At 54.5% G+C, this 17,201-nt stretch carries 18 protein-coding genes and 5 pseudogenes; 10 read left to right on the top strand and 13 right to left on the bottom strand.

What is annotated here, in order from left to right; genetic code table 11:
- Positions 1-303 (bottom strand): DDE-type integrase/transposase/recombinase (locus BSG20_RS32305; RefSeq protein ID WP_143147579.1); only part of this gene is annotated, 303 nt, incomplete at its 3' end.
- Between the two features lie 50 nt (positions 304-353).
- Here BSG20_RS32305 and BSG20_RS32300 point away from each other — a divergent pair.
- From BSG20_RS32300 to BSG20_RS32290, 3 genes and pseudogenes are all read left to right on the top strand, one after another.
- Positions 354-2,885, top strand: a pseudogene (locus BSG20_RS32300) (Tn3 family transposase); the annotation flags it as partial.
- 114 nt (positions 2,886-2,999) lie between these two features.
- A complete protein-coding gene (locus BSG20_RS32295; RefSeq protein WP_093041713.1) occupies positions 3,000-3,335 on the top strand; it encodes a hypothetical protein in 336 nt (111 codons plus the stop codon).
- A gap of 244 nt (positions 3,336-3,579) precedes the next feature.
- A pseudogene (locus BSG20_RS32290) lies at positions 3,580-3,804 on the top strand (IS21 family transposase); the annotation flags it as partial.
- 61 nt (positions 3,805-3,865) lie between these two features.
- Here the strand turns inward: BSG20_RS32290 and BSG20_RS32285 are convergent.
- The 9 genes from BSG20_RS32285 to BSG20_RS32245 all read right to left on the bottom strand — a co-directional run bounded on the left by BSG20_RS32285 (position 3,866) and on the right by BSG20_RS32245 (position 12,146).
- Entirely contained in the window at positions 3,866-5,125 is a 1,260-nt protein-coding gene (locus BSG20_RS32285) for a YcaO-like family protein (RefSeq protein WP_167371645.1), read from the bottom strand.
- Positions 5,126-5,186: 61 nt separating this feature from the next.
- The gene (locus tag BSG20_RS32280) at positions 5,187-6,521 is read right to left on the bottom strand and encodes a YcaO-like family protein (RefSeq protein ID WP_083540046.1); all 1,335 of its coding nucleotides are present in this window, start codon (positions 6,519-6,521) and stop codon (positions 5,187-5,189) included.
- Positions 6,522-7,202, bottom strand: coding sequence for a hypothetical protein (locus BSG20_RS36035; RefSeq protein ID WP_143147576.1), 681 nt, complete (start codon positions 7,200-7,202; stop codon positions 6,522-6,524).
- 3 nt (positions 7,203-7,205) lie between these two features.
- Entirely contained in the window at positions 7,206-8,033 is an 828-nt protein-coding gene (locus tag BSG20_RS32270; protein ID WP_072381853.1) for a SagB/ThcOx family dehydrogenase, read from the bottom strand.
- A gap of 2 nt (positions 8,034-8,035) precedes the next feature.
- Complete coding sequence (locus BSG20_RS32265) at positions 8,036-8,794, bottom strand: class I SAM-dependent methyltransferase (RefSeq protein WP_072381856.1); 759 nt, start codon at positions 8,792-8,794, stop codon at positions 8,036-8,038.
- Positions 8,795-8,825: 31 nt separating this feature from the next.
- Positions 8,826-10,001: a YcaO-like family protein gene (locus tag BSG20_RS32260; protein ID WP_167371646.1), complete on the bottom strand. Its 1,176-nt coding sequence runs from the start codon at positions 9,999-10,001 to the stop codon at positions 8,826-8,828.
- A 132-nt stretch (positions 10,002-10,133) separates the two neighbouring features.
- Complete coding sequence (locus tag BSG20_RS32255; protein WP_083540047.1) at positions 10,134-11,198, bottom strand: TOMM precursor leader peptide-binding protein; 1,065 nt, start codon at positions 11,196-11,198, stop codon at positions 10,134-10,136.
- A 192-nt stretch (positions 11,199-11,390) separates the two neighbouring features.
- Positions 11,391-11,576: a hypothetical protein gene (locus BSG20_RS32250; protein WP_093041710.1), complete on the bottom strand. Its 186-nt coding sequence runs from the start codon at positions 11,574-11,576 to the stop codon at positions 11,391-11,393.
- A gap of 30 nt (positions 11,577-11,606) precedes the next feature.
- Positions 11,607-12,146 (bottom strand): DUF1579 family protein, encoded by a 540-nt coding sequence (locus BSG20_RS32245; protein WP_072381864.1) that lies wholly within the window; start codon positions 12,144-12,146, stop codon positions 11,607-11,609.
- A 325-nt stretch (positions 12,147-12,471) separates the two neighbouring features.
- Here BSG20_RS32245 and BSG20_RS32240 point away from each other — a divergent pair, with 325 nt between their 5' ends.
- The 4 genes from BSG20_RS32240 to BSG20_RS32225 all read left to right on the top strand — a co-directional run bounded on the left by BSG20_RS32240 (position 12,472) and on the right by BSG20_RS32225 (position 14,400).
- The gene (locus BSG20_RS32240) at positions 12,472-12,762 is read left to right on the top strand and encodes a hypothetical protein (protein ID WP_072381866.1); all 291 of its coding nucleotides are present in this window, start codon (positions 12,472-12,474) and stop codon (positions 12,760-12,762) included.
- 160 nt (positions 12,763-12,922) lie between these two features.
- Complete coding sequence (locus BSG20_RS32235) at positions 12,923-13,573, top strand: hypothetical protein (protein ID WP_072381868.1); 651 nt, start codon at positions 12,923-12,925, stop codon at positions 13,571-13,573.
- Positions 13,574-13,762: 189 nt separating this feature from the next.
- A complete protein-coding gene (locus BSG20_RS32230) occupies positions 13,763-14,044 on the top strand; it encodes a toxin-antitoxin system TumE family protein (protein WP_072381876.1) in 282 nt (93 codons plus the stop codon).
- Complete coding sequence (locus tag BSG20_RS32225) at positions 14,041-14,400, top strand: HVO_A0114 family putative DNA-binding protein (protein ID WP_065284004.1); 360 nt, start codon at positions 14,041-14,043, stop codon at positions 14,398-14,400. Before BSG20_RS32230 ends, BSG20_RS32225 begins: the two co-directional genes overlap by 4 nt.
- On the opposite strand, the pseudogene BSG20_RS39035 reads toward BSG20_RS32225, so the two are convergent.
- Positions 14,309-14,691: pseudogene (locus tag BSG20_RS39035) on the bottom strand (WGR domain-containing protein). The gene BSG20_RS32225 and the pseudogene BSG20_RS39035 sit on opposite strands and share 92 nt — an antisense overlap.
- Before the next feature lie 5 nt (positions 14,692-14,696).
- Between BSG20_RS39035 and BSG20_RS32215 the strand changes: the two are divergent.
- Entirely contained in the window at positions 14,697-15,413 is a 717-nt protein-coding gene (locus tag BSG20_RS32215) for an IS6 family transposase (RefSeq protein WP_143147575.1), read from the top strand.
- A 393-nt stretch (positions 15,414-15,806) separates the two neighbouring features.
- Here the strand turns inward: BSG20_RS32215 and BSG20_RS32210 are convergent.
- Positions 15,807-16,106: pseudogene (locus BSG20_RS32210) on the bottom strand (DDE-type integrase/transposase/recombinase); the annotation flags it as partial.
- A 304-nt stretch (positions 16,107-16,410) separates the two neighbouring features.
- Here BSG20_RS32210 and BSG20_RS36020 point away from each other — a divergent pair.
- Entirely contained in the window at positions 16,411-16,704 is a 294-nt protein-coding gene (locus BSG20_RS36020; RefSeq protein WP_143147574.1) for a hypothetical protein, read from the top strand.
- A gap of 24 nt (positions 16,705-16,728) precedes the next feature.
- Positions 16,729-16,827, top strand: a pseudogene (locus tag BSG20_RS32205) (ATP-binding protein); the annotation flags it as partial.
- Between the two features lie 57 nt (positions 16,828-16,884).
- Here the strand turns inward: BSG20_RS32205 and BSG20_RS32200 are convergent.
- On the bottom strand, positions 16,885-17,201 hold a 317-nt coding region (locus BSG20_RS32200; protein WP_143147573.1), incomplete at its 5' end, for a DDE-type integrase/transposase/recombinase.

Genomic DNA, 17,201 nt, shown 5'->3' with positions numbered 1-17,201 from the left:
GTCCTGATCAACTGCGCGCCACAGCCAATGCTTCTTGCCGCGGATTGAAACAACGGCTTCATCGAGATGCCACTTGTCCCCAAGCCGACCGGATGATCGACGACGGATCTCGTTGGCAAAGGTGCGGCCGAATTTCTCCGCCCACAGCCGGACGGTCTGGTGCGAGACAATGATCCCACGGGCAGCCAGCAAGTCCTCGACCATTCGCAGGCTCAGAGGGAAACGGAAATAGAGCCACACGGCGTGGGCAATAACTTCAGCGCGAAAGCGATGTCGACGATAGAGTGGATCACGGTCTGTCATGAACCTTCATCGCACATCGAATTCCACATTCCGTTAAGTTGACGATGCCGTTTCGCGAACGCGGAGCTCTTCTGCCGGCGATCGACACGATCGAACGCATCGGCCTTGCCGGCCGTGCGATAGCCCGGCGCCGGGCAGAAAGAACTCTGATTGAAGACATTCCGCTCAATAGGCTTCAATCACTGGATAGGCTGTTAGAGGTTGACCCGTCGATCGGCCAGACGCGCTTTCATTGGCTGCGCTCGGTGCCAGAAGCCCCGGGTGCGTCGAACCTCGTCGGGCTGACCGAGCGGATAGCCTTTCTGCGGCGGCTGGAGATCGATCCGAAACTGCAGGCGCGCGTATCATCCGGGCGGTGGGACCAGATGATCCGGGAGGGCAACGCAACGCCGGCCTGGCTTGCCAACGACTTCAACGCCAGCCGTCGCCGCGCTCTGATCGTGGCTCAGGTCATCAAGCTTTGCCAGAAGCTCACGGACGATGCGGTGACGATGTTCATCAAGCTGATGGGTAAGTTGTTCTCGCAAGCCAACAATCGAAAGAAGCAGCGACAGATGGATTGCAGAGCGAACACCGCCAAAGCGCTGCGCATGTTTCTAGATACGATCACCGCCCTGCAGTCCGCCAACGACTATGGTCGGAACGCATTGGATGTTCTCGACCAAAGAGTCGGCTGGGACCGGCTGCTTCGGATGAAGCCTGAGCTCGAGTCGATGGTCGACGACAACGAGGCACCGCCGTTGACCGTAGCAGCCGAGCAGTATGCGACCGTCCACAAATACACTGGCGCGTTCCTTCAGGCCTTCACGTTCCGCTCGGCGCATCGCCACGACCCGCTTCTCGCGGCAATTGCGCTGCTGAAACGGCTTTATGCCGAGAAGCGGCGGACACTCCCGGATCGCGTCCCGCTCACCCACCTCAGCCAAACTGATCGGCGGCTCATCTTCGAACAGGAAAAACCCGATCGCCGTCTCTACGAGGTCGCGACGCTCGCTGCTTTGCGAGACCGGCTTAGATCTGCGGAGATCTGGGTCGATGGCAGTCGATCTTTCCGGCCCATTGACGAGCATCTGATGCCGCGAACAACATTTATCACGATGAAGGAAGAGGATCGTCTTGGACTGGGCGTCGAAGCTGATGGCGCGCGGTGGCTTGCCGAAGCGCGTCAGATGCTCGACTTCAACCTGAAGCGTCTGGCGCACAGAGCACGGTCTGGAAAGCTCGAAGGAGTTCGTGTTGAGGCCGGAAACTTGATCGTCACACCAACCGCCGGCGAAGTCCCTGTGGCTGCCGAGGAACTGAATGCCGAGATCAGCGAGATGTATCCGCTGGTGGAAGTTCCCGATCTATTGAGAGAAGTGCATGAATCGACCGGCTTTGCAGATTTATTCACGCATGTTCGCACCGGCGACGTCCCGAAAAATGTCTCTGCCATGCTCGCGGGCGTACTGGCGGATGCGACCAATCTCGGGCCGAAGCGAATGGCGGGCGCATCCAAGGGGATCAGCGCTCACCAGATCGGCTGGATGCGCACCTTCCACGCCCGATCCGAGACATATCGTGCTGCGCAAGCAGCTATTACGGATGCACACACCCGCCATCCGCATTCCCGCCTTTGGGGCAACGGCACGACATCTTCGTCAGATGGCCAATTCTTCCGTGCGAGCGACCGAGCCGCAAAGCGCGGCGACATCAACTTGCATTACGGCAGTGAACCCGGATCGAAATTCTATAGCCATCTGTCAGATCAGTACGGCTACTTCAGCATTTTGCCCATCAGTCCGACCGAAAGCGAGGCGGCCTATGTGCTCGATGGGCTATTCGATCAGGACACGGTCCTCGATATCCAGGAACACTTTACCGACACGGGCGGTGCGAGTGATCATATCTTCGGGCTGTTCGCCCTGATCGGCAAGCGCTTCGCACCGCGACTGCGCAATCTCAAAGATCGGAAGTTCCATACGTTCGAGAAGGGCGATGCATATCAGGCCCTGTCTAACCACATCGGGGCGCCGATCAACACCACTCTGATTCTCGACCATTGGGACGATCTGCTCCATCTCGCGGCGTCGATCACGACGCGGTCCGTCGTGCCGTCTACGATCCTCAAGAAACTGTCCGCATCTCCGAAGCAAAGCCATCTCGCGAGGGCGCTCCGCGAACTCGGTCGGATTGAGCGTTCGCTCTTCATGATCGAATGGTACTCAAGCCCGGCACTACGGCGGAGATGCCAAGCCGGTCTCAACAAGGGCGAGGCCGCCCATAAGCTGAAGCGCGCTGTCTTCTTCCACGAGCGCGGCGAGATCCGCGACCGGTCGTTCGAAAGCCAGGCGTTCCGCGCCTCTGGTCTCAACCTCGTCGTCAGTGCGATCGTCCACTGGAATACAGTCTATCTTGACCGCGCGGTCACACAGCTGAAACGAGTAGGACGAGACATTCCTGACACTCTGTTGAAGCACATTTCGCCGCTCAGTTGGGAACACATCAACCTTACCGGCGTCTACACCTGGGATGCGGAACATCTGATGCCGAACGGGTTCCGGTCGCTCCGCCTTCCAGCTGGGCTGCAGCGGGTCGCATAAGTTCTCATTCCGTTCGCCCTTAGCGTACGATTTCGCACTGCTCTTGTTCTGACCCCATCTGCGGAACAGCGGCGTGTCCGGCTTCTTCGGATCGCCGAGGTGCTTGAGGCTGTGGTGACTGCCGTGCGAGCCGAAGGCGATGTCACGGCCGCCGTCGCTGCGATCGCGCCCCTGGAAACCATCGCAGATGATGCGGCTATCATCCGGCGAACACTTTGCCCTGGAAGGCCGGACGTGCTCGGCGAGCTTGCACCCGAATACCACGTGTTCAAGAAGATCGGCGCCCGGTTCCTGAGCAGCTTTGCGTTTGAAGGCGGTCGCGCCGTGCAGCCGCTCCTTGCCGCAATCGCAGTGTTGGGCGGGATTGGTGGTGACCGTCGTAAATCGCTGCCTGCCGACGTTCCGCTCGGCCATCTTGAGCGGCGCTGGTCCCGGATTTCGATCGGATAGCGATGGTTCTTGTAGGTCGGTGCACTCACGGTCATGGGTGCGCTGCTACCTCAATTTCCTTACCGCTCAATCAATGTGACAGTACCTTACCCGAGCATGAGAGATATCTGCGGATGGCGTCTTTCGCTGGCCTTTCATCCGTTAAGTTTACGATGCCGTCTCTCCTGTTTCCGGCATCTAAGCCAAAGTCAGGCAGAAATTCCACTTGTCCCGGCTGTTCAAATTTCCCGAGCCACCTCTTACCTTCTTTCGCCATGACGGCAATGCTGATGTGATCCGGCAGGAGTTAGTCAGCGAGCACGGCATTACCATCGGTTTGCGTTCGGTAGAGCTTCGAGTCCGGGAATGGCGGCGGGAACTCAGGGCGCAGAAGCGTGCGACAGTCCGGTTTGAAACGCCGCCGGGTCGTCAGTTGCAGATCGACTTCGGGCAGACCCGTGTCTGGATCGGTGACGAGCGGATTCGGGTAGTGGAGGACGGCAACCACCCCATCTGCAAAACGACAGCAAGGGCCAATTCGCAGCTTCCACTTATGGCAAAGGAATTGGAGCATGATGAACGTTTGCCTTGCGCGGGCTTTCTGCCCAATTACGTGTCTTTGGCACGGTCAGTAAACGCGGATGGCCGAGCGGACGGCATTGATTGCCGAAAGCAAGAGGAACGAGCGATGGCGCGATGGCGCGAATTGCTACCCATCCCAATTCCTTGAATTCTTGTGGCAGGATGGAACGATAGTAGAGGGATATTCTGTTCTTTGCCAAACTGCCTTTTAATCGCTCCAGATATTGAGAGTGCGAAAGGCCGGGCTCGGCTTCGGAAACTTCCTTTGGCGGGAGAGTTGGTTCTGTCAAAATATATGCCGCCGGTAGCATTTCCTGGAACCCGTAGAGAACCGCTTGCCACATTGGCTCGACAGCGTTGCAAGCAAGCGGTAAAATGTTCTCGAAGATCGTTGCCGACTTTTTGTGCTCATCCCGCATCCATAGCCACACGGCTGTCGCTTCATCCAAGGCTTTTTGACAAGCTTCGCTATGCGACAGGGCTGCGCCTGCTCCAAGTGCCAAACAAGGCCGGCGTCGCGCGCGGTCCAAAATAACGCAGGCGGCAACCGGAATGCCAAGGTCGGTTGTCATATCCCGTAATATGACGTCCTGATTGGCTTTCCCCAATTGTTTAATGGTTTGCAGGGTCTCTTTTAAAAGATACGATGCTGAATTGGGAATGCATGGCGTTATTGCTTGTGTTTCCCAAATGATCGACAGTGCATCCCGCTCGACTAACTCTAGTATAGCGGATATCAGTGCTTGCGTCTCGTTTCTGTGGGCTGCGGCACCTGTTGAGCCCATCAAGCTGATGTGCGATGGTTTATGCAAGAGCAATAGATCTACAGGCACATAAACGGGTGTGTTATCAATAAGATTGTACGCCTCTATCCAGTCATAGGTACTATCTGTGAAGCCCGTCCAAGGAAAGTCTTTGCGAGCACATTGGTTTTCTGAAAAGAGGGGCATGGCTGCCATGTCTAGAGCTTGTCCCGGTAAGTCGTGGCGGGTACCACGCCTTAACATTTGTGGGGCTGGTGGACATAGCAGGGAATACCGTTCAATGAACTCGCCGAGAGCTTTCAAGACTGCCAGATTGCGCTCAGTGGAAAAGCCGGATGCGTTGACCGGAGACCGCAGTCGGTTGTGACCCTGGATCAGTAAATTGTGATAGGCCGCTAAATCTCCCGGCATCCTAAGTGTTTTTACCGAGAAGGAAGGACCAAGAACTTCGGCGATATATTTCAATACAAAGTCCGGGCCCGGGCACCGTTGGGGGAATAAGGCTGACATTGAAACCAAAACCGTGCTAAGGGAAAGGATGTGACGACCGCAATAGGTCCTTCACGTTCAAGTCTTCGGCTATCCGGCCCAGCTTCTTCGGAATATTCAGGAGACGAGGGTGCGCCAACGGCCTTAAGAGGCCCAAGGACTGTCTTATCAAACTGGTCGAAACAGCGCGGACAACATACAGCCCGACCTCCTCCGCTTCACATTGCGTCAAGTTGAATAAACAAACGTTGTGGCCGGAATCAGTCAAAAGCCTTCGAAGCTGGCGCAAGTCTCCCTGATTATATTGTTCCGGCACTAAGGCTTCTACTCCAACATAATCGGAATTCTGTTGGAGTAGAAAACTAAAATGATGACTGTTTTGAGGGTCTGCATAAAATAGAGATTGCAACGAAAAATCTGTATGGCGCCGGTTTTGCAAGGATTCAGCATCAAGTTTTCGAATACCATTGACGCATAAATAAGCGGTGGAACGCCAATTGGTAATCGCCTCTGAAATTGCCCGTTCAAGCGCTTCATAAGGGCTAAGGCGGGCGGCGGTTCCGATTGCAAGGGCGGGCAGGGATGTTTCATTGATGGCAATGGCGATCACGGCCGGTATGTTTGTATCGTTGGTCAAGTTGAAAGCTCGAAACTGAAGCCCGTTTTGTTCTGCTGCGACAACCGCGGGAACTGCTTTTATTTCATCGGGATGAATTTCAGCAACCTTGGCCCGAGTTTCCCAAACCATGGTCCAAGCGTCTCTCTCGACCAGCTCCAGGATGGCCAGGGCCGCGGCTTTGTCCTTAGTGCGAGCGCAGCTTGTCCCTGTAGAGATAAGATCGGTGAAAATTGGTTCCTGGCTAAGGTGGCGATAAGGCAGATAGACCAGTGACGCGGGCAAATAAGCTTCCGCTCGGTCAGCTAGAGACCAACCTTTTACCCAAGCGATGGGCTTCTCAAAATCGGGCTTAGCAATGGGAAAGGTGGGGTCGGCATATTGCGAATCCAGATAGAATAAAAGCTCCTTTGCGGCGGAGAAAGATAATGGCATCTGCTCGAAAGGCAGAACTGTGAAATCATTGGGATTATAGTTGGACAGGCTTGTGCGCTCAACCGCCTCACCAATTGCTGAGGCGTAGGCCCATTGCCAATTGGCACTGCCACCGCCGAACACCCGTTCGGGCGCGAGATGACGCCCCCACTTTTTCCCGCCCGTCGCCAACCAGTTTCGGGTAGTATATCGATCTGGAGAAGCACGACGTTCAAGACATGAAGAAACCAACCCAATCTTTGAACTGATCAAGGGTCTGGAAAAAGTGAAGGTTTGATAAGCAGGCACTTCCGGCATGCTGGATGTCGAGAACATCTTCATTCACCTCCGCAAGAGCGAAAACTTTTCTTCAATGGAGACATAGTCCTCGAAGCCAAGATGGTTCTGCCAATCATATAAAATCTTGAAAGGGGAGTCGCCGGTCGCTCTGTCGATGGCCATGGGAAAGGATGCGTCGCTTTGGCTTTGCAGGACAGCGGCGAAATGGCTATATCGATTAAGGCAGAATTCCATCACGGACGCTGAAACCGCATGTGCAAGGCGGCCTTCGAGCAGAACGAAACGCCCAGGCGCTAGTGGTCCAGGATCCCCTATCTGTTGATGCAAAAAATCCGATAAAGGCGGCAGCTCGTCGCGGTATGCACTTAAAACTTGCGAAAGAGTCTCTTGCGGGAAAAGTAAATGGCTACAACCTGCTGAGAAGAGGCAGCCGACATAGTTTGCCAGCCCCTCAGCCAAAAACAAGGACGAAAATGGTAGAAGGCCATGGCATATCTCATGAGCAACAACGTCTGTCTGTAGGCTATCTGGTGATAGGTTGATCTCAGGGCAGCCTTCTCTATAACAGGTATAGGAGACACTGTTGGCATTGGAATGCAGTTTAAATCGAAGTGGCGTTATAGAAACGCCAAGCTTGCAAGCAACCTCTGATACAAGCGACGTTAGCCAATAACTCAGCTGTTGTCTGTCTTCAAATTGCTGTGGAGTATAGAGAGACTTCATAAATCAAACACACCCTCCAATTGCTGTGTAGAGGATGGATTCTTCAATGCCATCAACGTTAATGAGCTTTTCCAGGCGACGATCGAAGAAACCGTTTATCGGGATGATCGATAAGCCTAGGGCCTGCCCCACATACATAACGTTGTGGATCAGATGGCCGGCCTCGATATTTACAAGGCGGTAGGCTCTTTCACCATATTTGAAGGAAGTTCGCTTGAAGATAGCCGTGACGAAAAAGCAAACGGCGGCTTTTTCCAGCATCTTTTCCCCCAGATAAGCCTCCTTCACCTTGGTGCGCACATCCCCGCTCTCCAAGCAATTGATGCATTGGTTTCGCACATCAAAGTGATAGACTCCCTCCTCGACGCCCTCAACATTGAGTATGATTGGGTAAATCTCCAGAGGATAGAGCCCCCCACCGGATGGGTATGTACGCCCATCCCTGCTTGTATTTTCTCCAATACCAATGGCGCCGTTGATACCTGCTCCATAGACAAGCAAAGTCGACAGTTCTTCCAGGGTTATCGGCTTTTCAAGCAACTTGCGGTTCGTGCGCCTGCTTTTAATCAATGTTCCTATGGGCGTATCCAAATTCTCCCAGGTGGCAGGCGTGAGATTAATACGCGGGAAGTAACCATAATTTTTGGATTTACCGGCAACCGCATTGATTATTTCCATCATCGCGGGCGAGCGTTTCGGATCCTCCGCGCCAAAGCTAAAGAGAAACTCGCTTGTTTTGGTTGCTTCATGGTAGTCCTGAGATAATCGGGTCTCAAGATCACTTGGTTCGACGAACCAATATCGGGAAACGCCCTGAGGTGACTTAGCCATGTCTAGTGATCCCCACCATGTGCAAATGTTAAATGGAAGACGATGTCCGCCGCTCGACGGCTTTTATACCCCGATCGGGATAGTTGCATCAAAAGGGGAACCAGATGGGTATTTTGAGCGATAAGCGTCAGAGCTTTCTCGCTTCTTTCTTCATAGCCGCCAAGCCCCCCAATGGCGAGCCGGTAGTGATCGATCCTGGCATTGAAGAGCCATTGCTGGATTTGTTCCGGCTTTGGTGCGGCTGCAAGTTGGTCTAACAAGAATTGTTGGTGCACCTTGGAGGGAATACGGCCGAGAATATGCCGGGTTAACTCCTCGTCAATGTTGCCGATGAAATCGACGAAACAACAGCGGCCTTCTGGCGTCAGATTGCGTTTGAGCCAAGTTAGAAACGCTGGCGGATCAGGCATAAGGCGCAGGACAGAATACACTAAGATCAGATCATATTTCCTGGCCGCCTGTGGAAAAGTGCGGAAATCTAGGCGCCAAAGCGGTGCCGGAATATCTAGTCTATCGGTTTTTTCGGTGAGTGACTGTCGTCCTAGCCATTCAGCTGGTGCTCCATCCAGGATGGTGGGGTCATTTTTGCTAACCTGCGCCAACGATAGCTCTTCAAACAGCAAGCGTGGCAGGTAGCTATAGCTTTTCTCGTACTCTATCGTGTGCGCGTGAGCTAACGGGTCTTCATACCAGTGGCAGGCCTGTTGCCTGACTAGCGAGAATGTTCTGGTCTCGTTTGTGTAACTAACACCTTTTTGCAAGTAGCGATCCTCCGCATAACGGTGGTCTTGATCACGGGAAGGGGTGTGGATCAGGATTAAATCCGAAATCCTTTCCGTGGGCACGACCAAGGGCATCTGCGATTGTAACCAGGCGTGGATTCAAGATCGAGCGGACATTGCCCCGCGTTAGCGGTAGAAAGCCCGGAATAACGACGCGGATTACATAGAGGCCCAATGCCGCAGCTGAAGGATGGGTAATATCCGCGTAGATACAGATTGCCCTGACTGATCCAAGCCGTTCCAGCGCCCATTCAAGCTCAGCGTTGCTGACCGATTTGTCCGGAGGATTGGCAAAACGGACATCATCTTCTTTTGGTGCTTCAAAAAGGAAGCGACATTTTTCCGTTGCTTGAGGGAAGCCATAAAGATAAGCGTGATCGGACGGCTCTGGTAGTAATGTCATTCTATCTTGAGCTTCTTTATAGCTCGTTCCGTCTACATAAAGACGTGTGCTGATCCAGAAACTAGTCAACAAAGCCTCTTCAAGGGCGCGAAAACTCGCCTCCTCCCACGTAGCACGCGCAGCAGCTCCAAAAGAAATTGCTGCCTGATAGCCGGTTTTGTCGGCAATGGCAGCTAGGGCTACCGGAACGCCAGTGTCGGTGCTCAGGGCGACAACGGAAACATCAAAGCCCCGGCTTTCAATTTGCCGCAGCAGTGCTATGCTTTTGCTGTCCAGGGGCTTCTTGATACCTGCCCACCGGTTTTCCCAATGAACTACAAATGCGTCTCGCTCAATGACTTCGTAAATGCCTGACAGGATCGCTGCATTTTTCTCGCGGGAGGTTGCAGTTCCTGTAGAGGTGTTGGCGTAGAGCAATTTCCCGTCGGGGGTATGAGCCGCGGCATTTGGGAATAAGCTAAACGCTGGTATGAGGCAGAGTTTGCCGCATGCGAGCTCAGTCCCGTGGTGCCATAGTATTTCCATTTCCTCATGCCAACGAACAAGAGGGAAGGTTAATTCATCAATCCCTTGTAAAAGCAAATTGGGATCGAGTTCACAATCCTTTCCTGTATATCGTCCGGCGGTAAGTCCGAGATAATGATGCTGTCGCAACGAGAGACGCTCAAGCGCCTCTCCAATCGCAGCAAAAAAGGCTCGGTTTTTGGTTAAGCCGCCCCCGGCAGCAACAATCTCCTTTTGCTGAGATATGTCCCTTACGCTAGCAGTAACCGCATGAAGCATCCCAAAATTACCGGGCACCCGATGAAAACTATAGCGGGTGAGGGGGCCAAAACGGTGCGACTTATGTAAAGCCAGATGAAGGCAGCTGTAGCTTAAGGGTATGTCCTGTAGCGGTTGTGCCATCGTTGCTGATCACATATCCCAGGTTTTGCAGAAAGGTTGGTTAAGGTGGGTGCCGCAAGTATCGCAAAAGGGCACGCGCAATAGCCTGTGACGTTCAGTTTCGAGATGGTTGAGATCAATGACGACCAAGGTTTGGAATGTGGCGGGATGCCCGACCCGGGCGATGGCTTTTTGCGCTTCTGCTGTGATGAACCCACTGGCGACCTGCAAAGTCGACGATGGGGCATCCGGTGCGCAAAAAATCTTGTTGTGTGCCAAAGATTGTTTGAACGAGGCGAACTCTTCAGGATAAGGTAGATGTTGTTCTTCTCGCAATTCCAAACAGCGATAGCATCCAGTTTCACCCGGCACAAATAAGGGGCCGATGAAAGCCTGATGCCCGTCCATGTAGCCGCACAGCCACGGCTGTTGACCACCTGACAAACTGATCGCGTTTACTTTGGGAAAGAGACGTAGCCGCTCAATTGGATCGTCAGCGACAGCGATGACAAAATCCGCGGTTCCCAGCCTCCGCTTCAAATCCTCGTCATCGCTATACGGAGAGTATTCGAATCCCGCGAAATCAGGACCGTTCTCTCCGGAAGAAGTGGCTTCTTTGTTGACGGCCCAACTTATCGATCGGAGGGATAAGTCAATCAGACCGGACAGAACCTTTTCTGCAAGTCTGCCTTGACCAACCAACGCCACATCGCAGGCTTTGAGCTTTTCAAAGGCCTGTTCTGTTTCGTCAAAAACGTTGAACAAGTATTGTCTTGTGGGTGAGGATACTCGCTCATCCCGCTTTGACCGCGTGTCTGAAACGGCGTTTTCGTCGGTATAAACAACGACGCCAAGATTCAAAAAGTGATGAAGAGCTTCTTCAACATAGGCCGGTGGATAAGACGCCTGCAAATCAGTTTTCAGCTGTTTTTCCGTCTGTGGCCCATCATCAAGATGCTTTTTAAGTTCATCTAATAAGATAGCTAATTCGCGACCACCTCTGACTTTTCGCAAAATGGTCGCCCTATGACCTATGAGAAAGCCATCATCAATCGGTATGGTCCAATTTCTAGGTGAAAGTCGGAGCAAAGTCATAAACGGTTAACCTGCCATCATTGTAACTATTGACCTACAAAGAAGTATCCGATCGAGACCACGCATTTCCGACTCGATCGCGCATCCCGTTGTACTAGGAAGATGATGAAAAATCGGAAGATCTCAAAAGCCCGCAACGCTCAGGTCATGGCAACCTCTATAAATATTTGCCATGGCCAAACCTAATAGTCTTTAGGAGGTCGAGCAGGTGGTGCAGGTCGTGCGGTAAAATACAACATCACTGTTTGCATCAATCTGATATTCGTCGTACTCAATCACTTCGATATCAAACAGAGGTTTGTCTGTCTTCGCCAAAATAGTTTCTTTTTTTCCGGTTGTGGGCGCGACTGTCAGCGTATCCGAAACTACGTTGTTCATTTCGTTCACTCCGATGAATTTTGCGGTTCGCTATACGCGGGAAAAGATCAGATGGCGGACTTTGGACTCTTTCCCGCCGTGCGCCGTCAGATGTACTTCCATTTCGAAGCGGTTTTTGCCCTTGATGTTTAGAATATGGCGATATTTTTCCTTGCTATTGCGGTCATAGCATTCTACCTCGCCAGCCATTTCAAGGCGATTGTCACCCTTCTTATAGGATGCTTTGGACGAGCCAAAGCTGCCGTAGCTGTTGTAAAAGCTTTCATTCATTGTTCTTTTGCCGTTTGCGTCCGCCAAGCCAGCAGCATAACCAATGATGCAGCCTCCGGCCCATCTGTCGTTGGAGCTTTCACCGGACCAGTTCAAGTGAAAATATCGCCCATCGGCCGTTAGGCTTATTTCGGCCGTACCAGTGGTATCCAGCTGGGTAGTGGGGTCATTGGCAGTATCTTCTGGGTAATAGGGCCAGATCTTGCCTTCAAATTTCCACGCACCACAAAGGTCTTTGTGAAGCGGTTCAAGCCCTACAAAAGCATCAGGACCATAATGTTGCTGCACGCTGAAAGCCATGAGAAGAACTCCTCTATTAGGTGCGCTAGCGGCTCGACGCTTACTTCCATGTTAGAAGTATCTAAACTTAATATTTAGACGTTTTCTTCATGAAGTTGCAATCAAGCACCGGATATTGGCCGCAACGCCGCCCCAAACGTGAGTGCGTTTGAGTGGTACTATGCGCCGCGAAATCTAATTATGAGTATTTTAGGATCTAGTAAATGAGTAAATTTGCTCACTTTGTGAATTGATCGAAACAAAAGAATTTGCTCGGACGCCGCTATTCGCATCATGAGGACAAAAGGCTTCCGGCTATATCACCACAGCGGAAGCCCGCGAGATCATGCGGCAGGTCGGGGCGAGCGAGCCCGACGAGCGCGGCGCGATCATTCGCGCCTTCAGCGCGCCCATCGTTTGCCGACAGGAGAAGGGCAGCGAGCACCAGCCGATCAATACCGGCCGACTGTACGCCGAGGATGCGGCGTGGGGGATGATTTTCGGGATCGAGGACGGCTGGTTTCGCTATGACCGGTCCGGCTTTCTGCAATGGTCCGAGCTTGGCCACGAGCGGTATGCGGCAGGCGAGAGCATGACCTACATGGAGGCGAGCGGCCAAGCTGCTTTCGCGTTCTGACCATGCGGTTTCGTTGCTCCCGTTGCGGGGAGGGTGGCCCGACCATCCCGACACCTGCGTCCCTTGCCCCACATGCCATGTGAAGGCGGGAACATGGTGAAAGCGTCCGTCCGGTCGGCCGGCGCGGCGCAGCTATCCCTCGATCTGCAGGACATTCATCATGGGTGATAAGAGCGTAGAGGACTCCCATCGGCGGCACGGAACCGAAAACGAACCTGACCGCCCCGCCTTGAGCGCGGACGGTCAATGGCGTGCCGACTATCGGAAGGCGCAACATCAGCGACGGCTTGCCGGGATACAGCCCGACCTATTCGGCGGTCCCGCGATCGAGCATCGCTATCGGAACGCGCCGCACCCTTTGCAAGACGGCTGGATGCCCGACTACGAGATCGAGCGGTTTCAAGGCCTGACGCCTGAGCAGCAGGCGCAGCGTCCTGCCGCCGATCCGCAAACGCCGCGGACGCACCACCATCAACGGCTGCGAAACATGGCGGGAATGGGATGGCTCGATGTTCACGACCACCCGCGACCGCCTCACGCGCAAGCGCATCATGCCGCTCTTTTCGAAGCGCTCATAGGAGGATCGCCCATGCCGACATTGCGAAACGTGCGCATCGATCTTGACCCCGTGGACCGGGCCACCATCACCGCCGCGTTGATCTTCTGGCGCGATGCGGAAACCCGCCCGGACGAGTTGGAATATCTGTCATGCGGGTTGGCGAATTCGCCGCCCTCGATGCGCAGGGTATCGACCAGCTCGCCGCCGCGATCAACCAACGGCGACCTTCCCGATGATGACGCGGGGAATTGACGGGGATGATCGAGGATCAGCAGAGGAGGGCCGGAACCGGCCCTTCTCGGGAGGAACGGTTTTGGGCCGAAACACGCGCTCCTGGAGCCTGCATCGGGGCGTCGAACCCCGGCGCCGGCTTTGCTGCGCAAGACAGCCCCATCGCTGTTGTTCTTGACAACAACGATGGGTGATGTTATTAAAAACAACATGGAAGCCGTGCTGATCGAAAAATCCAGAACCGCCGTCAGCGATACGGCATTTTTCGAAACGGTTCTGTGGCATGTGCCGATACCCGTGCCCGGCAGCAACCACCGTTTCAAATATCGTCTGGCGCTGATCGTCAACGGCGAGTGCGTCATGCGCTATGACAATGAGCGCGGCAAGGGCGATCATCGCCATCTCGGTGATATCGAGGAACCGATAGAATTCACAACGCTGGAAGCATTGTTCGATGCGTTTCAGGCGGACATGGAAAGGATACTCGCATGAGGACGCTCGTCATCAGACTAAGCTCGATTGCCGATGCCAAGGCCCGCTTCGTGAATGCGGGGCAGAAGGCATTGGAAGGCGTCGTCGTACCCGCTACGCCGTCGGTGAATTTTCCAAGCTACGACGACATGCACAGGGTTCTTGCGCCGCCGCGGCTTGCGATCGTGAAGGCGATGGCAGGGCAGGGGCCGCTGGCGATACGGGAAGTCGCCCGACGTGTCGGCCGGGACGTGCAGGCCGTCCATAAGGACGTGACGACGCTGGTCAACGCGGGCGTCCTGGACCGGACTGACGCCGGCGTCGAATTCCCCTATGACCAGCTTCATTTCGAGTTCGATGTGAAGGCGGCCGCCTGATCCGGTCGCCAATCAGGCCACCGTTTTCTGGCCGCACTGGGGTTTCGGTTTGTATCCGTGCGACCGCCTCTTCCTCCCGAGGGAAATGGTGGACTTCCCTCTTGCCACCAGAGCCGATGCGCCTGCAGCGCCGCGTCAAGCAGGCCTCCCCAAACAACGTCGGCTCGATTGACATGGCGTAAAATCGGGCCATGTTTTTCGAAGCGTAGATGCGATGCGTTCGACATAGAGCTGGTAGTGTTGCGGGGGCACCGTAAAGTTAACCGACGGCTGATGAAGATGTGCGTACATGGGCCATGTCAGAAGTTGCTCGTGATCCGCTTTATCGTCGCCACCGCTATCCCGCTGAGATCATTGCGCACGCGGTATGGCTCTACTTTCGCTTTCCGCTTAGCCTGCGCATGGTTGAGGACATGCTGGCGTCCCGCGGTATCATCGTCACGCATCAGACCGTTCGAAGCTGGGCGGAGAAATTCGGACGGCATTTCGCCCGGGAGATCAAGCGACGGTCAGCCGGCTGCCTGGGCGACAAATGGCATCTCGACGAATGTGTGGTGGCCATCAATAGCAAGAAGCAGTGGCTCTGGCGTGCGGTCGATCAGGACGGCTTCGTCCTCGAAGGACTGGTGCAAAGCCGCCGAAATGCCAAGGCGGCAAAGCGTCTGATGCGTAAGTTGCTGAAGGCTCAAGGGCGGACACCACGGGTCATGATCACCGACAAGCTCCGGTCCTATGATGCCGCCAGGCGCGACCTCATGCCCGGTGTCGAACACCGGTCGCACAAAGGCCTCAATAATCGAGCGGAAAATTCGCACCAGCCGACCCGACGACGCGAAAGGATCATGAAACGCTTCAAGTCGGCACGCCAGCTTCAGCGGTTCGTTTCCATCCATGATCCGATTGCCAACCTGTTCCACTTTCCCCGCAATACGCTGTCATCGGCCCAACATCGAGACCTGCGTAACGCCGCCATGCAAATCTGGAACAAAATCGCGTGTGTCGCCGCAGCCTGACAGCCGTCCCGGCCAGCTACTGCATCAATCCGCTGATAACTTTACAGTGCCAAATGAGCGCTTACAGTAAATCTACTCATTTACCTCACCCAGAAATGATTATAGCTGAATTGGTGTCTCCAATAGCACTCGCCTCAGTTGGAGCTGGGCCAAGAAGCGGTCCAAACGATTGGATCCGTCCTGGCGTGAAAACAGAAAATCAGCGGAAAGGGAGCTTGATGGCAAGGTGATTTGGCTTCAGCTCCGCCCGTCAGGGCGGAACTGATGCATGGGAGTGCCTGTTGTTGCTGATAAGTGGCACTCCTTCCCTCACACATCAATCTTGACCGAGGAGCCAAAGAGGCAGCGTAAACTTAACGCTGCGAAGACAAGATCTGGGAGTGAGGCTTTGGTTCATTCGGCGTGAAGGCGCGCGATTTGGCGCCATGCTTGCATGGCAGTTGCTCGCAGTTCTCGGTGGTGGGTGGATGGAATATCGTGGCGGGGAACGTTAAAGAGGTTGGCGATCGGGTCGTGTACGGAAACGAAACGCTGAAGATGTCGCGCTGACTTGAAGCGCTTCATGATCCTCTCCCGCCGTCGGACGGGTTGATGAGAGTTCTCCGCCCGATTGTTCAGGCCCTTGTGCGAGCGATGCTCGACGCCTGGCATGATCTCCCGCTTCGCCGCACCGTAGGATCGAAGCGTGTCGGTGATCATCACACGCGGCGAACGGCCTTGGCCTCCTGCCGTTGCTTCAAATGGAGGTTACGATGAGTGAACAACGTTGGTGGACGCAGACGGCCCTCTTCCCCGGTGTGCTTGCTATCGCGACATCATGGATCATTCCTTCCCTCTTCCCTCCGTCGTTGTCGTCGTTAGCCATTGACCTTGCACCAACTGGCGTGGGGTTGGCGGTTCTGGCTATCTCAAGCTGGGACTTCCGCGTTCGAAACGATTGGCTCTTGCCGTGCGCCGTCCGACCGTTTCCGAATTCTGATCTGAATGGTGGATAGGTATGTCTTCAGAACCCGAAAAGCATGTCGCCCAAAGTTCGGCCCAGACTGCGGCCCGTATCTCAGCATCGGTGCATCAGCGTGTTGATTTCGAACTACGTCGGCTGGAGGGTGGCAAGTGGCGGCTTCGGGTCATTTCCCAGCAAGGGTTATATTGGATGAAATCCATGAATGTGGGCTCTGGCGAGGACGAACTTGATCTTAACCTGATCGCCGCGAACGATTTTCTGAGAAGTGTTCGACGTCACGGCCTCAAGACGGAATACATCGGCCCCCTGGGTCGTTGTCTGCTGTGAGCGGGTCGGTGTCGCCATTGTGAAAAAGCGAACGCCGCTCACCTGTTCTTCCAACTGGTCTCTCGCCGCTACGAGAAGGGATCGATCCTGATTACCTCAAATCGATCGGTCGGAGAGTGGGGGGGGCATCGTAAACTTAACGGATGAAGGCCAGCGAAAGACGCCATCCGCAGCTATCTCTCATGCTCGGGCAATTTTCGCCCACAGGCTCATCGCCGCCGTGCGCAGTTCGCGATGGTGGCCGGAGGAGATGTCGTGGCGCGGGATTTGAAATAGGTTGGCGATCGGATCATGGATGGAGACGAAGCGTTGTAGATGTCGCTGTGACTTGAAGCGCTTCATGATCCGCTCTCGCCGCCGGACTGGTTGGTGAGAATTCTCCGCCCGATTATTCAACCCTTTGTGGGAGCGATGCTCTACACCCGGCATGATCTCTCGCTTTGCTGCGCCGTAGGACTGCAGCTTGTCGGTGATCATCGCACGCGGCGACCGTCCCT

The sequence above is a fragment of the Rhizobium tibeticum genome, from assembly GCF_900110205.1.
Classification (GTDB): Bacteria; Pseudomonadota; Alphaproteobacteria; order Rhizobiales; family Rhizobiaceae; genus Rhizobium; species Rhizobium tibeticum.
The sequence above is the reverse complement of the archived record's forward strand: the minus strand, read 5'-3'. Positions and strand labels throughout refer to the sequence as shown.